The following is a 3,493-nucleotide window of genomic DNA, read 5'->3' on the forward strand; positions in this document are numbered from 1 at the left end:
AGCCGAATGCTAAATATTATGCCTCTGCTCGATAGTACATTGTAGAGCAGTTGTCGGTTCTCAAAACATCTTTGATAGAACTCGATAGTTGTTCTGAGCTTACAGATTGAATTTTTTGGGCTTCTTGATTTACTAGTTCAGCATCTCCAGCGTTGACAGCCATCGCCAAATTCATGGCTCTATTTAGTAGTTCGACCTCCGAGAATACAAGAGTTGATTCTGCCTGATTTTTTACTTTGACTAATTCTTGTTCATCAATTGGTTGAGCCATAAATTCATTCAAAACTTCCTGAATCGCAGCATCACCTTCTTCGATACTAATACCTTTGCTGAGATTGCCTTGAATTACAATCAGTCCGGGGTCGAGTGAGGCGGTCACGTAGGCATTTACAGAGTTGAAAAGCGGGTTTTCCTTGACCAACTTATTATACAATCTCGACGACTTGCTGCGCCCTAAGATGTCACTAGCGAGGTCGATGGCATTGAAGTTATCTGCATGACGCGCAGGAGTATGATATACCTTATAAATAGCATCCAAAGGAACTTTGGCCTGAGTTTCCAAAAATCTAGCCGATGTTTGTCGGGGTTCTTGTGGCAAGTTGCGTGGTGAGATATTGCCAGCAGGAATAGGCTCAAACCATTTCTTAGCTAATTGTTTTACTTGCTCCAGCGTTACATTTCCTGCTACCACCATCACGGCATTATTGGGGAGATAGTGCTTGTAGAAAAATTCGCGAACATCGTCCATCGTAGCATTTTCGATATGTGAAATCTCTTTTCCAATAGTTGCCCATTGGTAAGGGTGAGTTGTGTAGGCCAAAGGGCGAAGCTTTAGCCAAACATCACCATAAGGCTGATTCAAATAGCGTTGCTTGAACTCCTCAATCACTACTTTTTGTTGTACTTCCAACACTTTTGGGTCGAATGAGAGCGAGAGCATACGGTCTGATTCAAGCCAAAAAGCTGTTTCTAGATTTACAGCAGGTAGCGTGATATAATAATTAGTAATATCGGGAGAGGTAAATGCGTTATTTTCACCACCAACACGTTGTAGTGGCGTATCATAACTCTCAATGTGTTTGGAACCACCAAACATCAAATGCTCAAACAAGTGTGCAAAACCTGTTTTGTTTTCATCTTCATCGCGCGAGCCTACATTGTACAAAATATTTACGGCTGCAATGGGAGTAGAATGATCTTCATGAACGTAAACTTTAAGTCCGTTGTTCAATATAAAGTGTGAGTAGCTTATCATATATGACGAGTATGAGTATAACCCAAGTCTTGTGGTTCTTTTGATATTCTTACGAACAAGGGTTTGGTCGAAAATAAAGACAAAACAATCTTTTAAGTCCCAAAGCAATTTGCTTTAGCTTAATTGAATAGTAAACACAAATGTACATAAATCGGTTTGATTTGCATTAAAAGACTTTACCACATATATTGCTAAGCATATTATCACAGTATAGATTGATTATTTGCATCAATTCGCAACCAACAAATTATGAAGAAATTTATCACATTGCTTTTTCTTTTAAGCATCTCTTTCAACATCTCAAAAGCTCAAATTTTAAACGATACAAATGTTCGTCACCAAATTCAGTTAGGTTTAGAAAAAATGTATTCTTATGATTTTAAAGAATCGACAGAGATTTTTCAGAAAATTAGAGCTCGGTATCCTAATCACCCTGTTTCGTATACCTTGATGGCGCTACAAACAGAACTGCAATATTTTCCTTTGAAAGATTATCCTGCTCAGCAAAAAGTGTATTTAAACTACCTTACTCAGAGTCGTACTTTGGCTGAGGCCATGCTCGATAAAGATGATGATGATATAGAGGCTAACTTTTTTGAACTAGCAACGCTTGGTTATATCGCTGCTTACGATGCCGATAATCAGGAGTTTATGAAGGCTGTTGGGGTGGCTAAAAAGGCTTATAGTTATCTGAAAAAAGGCTTAGAGTGGACCGAAAAACAACCAGAGTTTTTATTTTCTTCGGGTATCTACAATTATTATCGAGTAGAATATCCCGAAACTCATGCCTTGATTAAGCCTTTTATGTTCTTTTTTGCAGATGGAAATAAAAAACTAGGGCTACAGCAACTAGACTTGGCGACGCGCAAAACCATTTTTGTGAAAAATGAAGCCACTTTTTATGCAGGCTATGTTTATATGAAATACGAAGGTACACCTACCAAGGCTTTGCATTATAATAATATGCTGATAGAAAAGTTTCCAGACAATTTATTATATCAAATGCAAAGAGCCGAAGTATTAACAGCGCTCAACAAGTTTGAGGAGGCCGATGATTATGTAGCTAAGCTTCAAAAACAAAAGGGTGTTATGTTTCAATGTGCCGCAGCGATTTTTAAAGGAATCCAACTAGAAAGACAGCATAAAGACGACCAAGCAGAAGCCTATTTGTTGAAAGGTGTTCGAATGCCTTATGATGAGCGATTTACAAAAGATTATCATGCTTTGGCGTTTTTGAGTTTGGCTAAAATAGAACGAAGAAAAGGCAATCAGGATAAAGCCAAAGAATACACCAAAAAATGCTTGAAATTGGCCGAGTATAAGTCGACTACTGCCGAAGCGAAAGCCTTTTTGAAATAAAAAGATGAATCCTATCCTTACAAATAGCAAAGCTCTCAGTTCTACTGGGAGCTTTTTTGCTTTTAAAACAGCAAAATTTAGTAGCTTTGCAAATTGTTTTGAAAGGCATGAGTACCATGTTTCTGACTTTGATAAACATCTAATCACCCACATAGACAAAGCAGTTATGGACTTATTTATAAAAGCATATTTTATAAAAAGTTCTTCTAGGTAAGATTTGTAAACAATCATGATGACTGAAAGAGAAGCTGGAATAGAAAGACTATATCCCTCATTATTTGGGCGAATGGCCGCTCGTTATTATTACTTGCGTAAATTGCGCGCACAAATCGAGGAGGTTGTGCAATTGTTTTTGGCCAAAAGTCCGCAAAAACTTACCCTAGCAGATTATGGCTGTGGCAATAAGCCCTATGAGCCAATCGTAGCTCCTTTTGTGGCTCAATATTTGGGTATCGACCTTGAACTTAACCCTATTGCAGATATTCATATTGCTCCAACAGGCGCTATCCAGCTCGATGACGAGAAGCTTGATGTTGTGCTTTCGACACAAGTACTGGAGCACGTCGTGGATCCAAAGCAGTATTTACAAGAAGCCCATCGTGTATTAAAAAATGATGGACTATTAATTTTGAGTACGCATGGTTACTGGATGTTTCACCCCGATCCAACAGATTTTTGGCGTTGGACGTCGACCGGCTTGCGCAAAATTGTAGAAGATGAAGGCTTTGAAGTAGTGTATTTTAAAGGCATTATTGGTCGTGCGGCGATGGGGTTACAACTGTTTCAGGACGGGTTATTATTTAAACTTCCCAAATTTCTTCGTCCTCTTTTAGCTATTATTATGCAACCTCAGATTATCTTTTTTGATAAAATTACAGC

3 protein-coding genes are annotated in these 3,493 nt (G+C 38.4%); 2 read left to right on the forward strand and 1 reads right to left on the reverse strand.

Annotated features, from left to right (window positions below; translation table 11 throughout):
* Positions 1 to 16: 16 nt before the first annotated feature.
* Complete coding sequence (locus tag ACOVQ4_RS13840) at positions 17 to 1,255, reverse strand: M16 family metallopeptidase (RefSeq protein WP_421821219.1); 1,239 nt, start codon at positions 1,253 to 1,255, stop codon at positions 17 to 19.
* Between the two features lie 249 nt (positions 1,256 to 1,504).
* On the opposite strand from ACOVQ4_RS13840, the gene ACOVQ4_RS13845 reads away from it, so the two are divergent.
* Positions 1,505 to 2,614: a tetratricopeptide repeat protein gene (locus ACOVQ4_RS13845; protein ID WP_421821220.1), complete on the forward strand. Its 1,110-nt coding sequence runs from the start codon at positions 1,505 to 1,507 to the stop codon at positions 2,612 to 2,614.
* A gap of 229 nt (positions 2,615 to 2,843) precedes the next feature.
* Positions 2,844 to 3,493: class I SAM-dependent methyltransferase (locus tag ACOVQ4_RS13850; protein WP_421821221.1), on the forward strand; the 650-nt coding region annotated here is incomplete at its 3' end.

Origin of the sequence: Flectobacillus sp. (assembly GCF_049240685.1) — a bacterium.
Lineage (GTDB): Bacteria > Bacteroidota > Bacteroidia > Cytophagales > Spirosomataceae > Flectobacillus.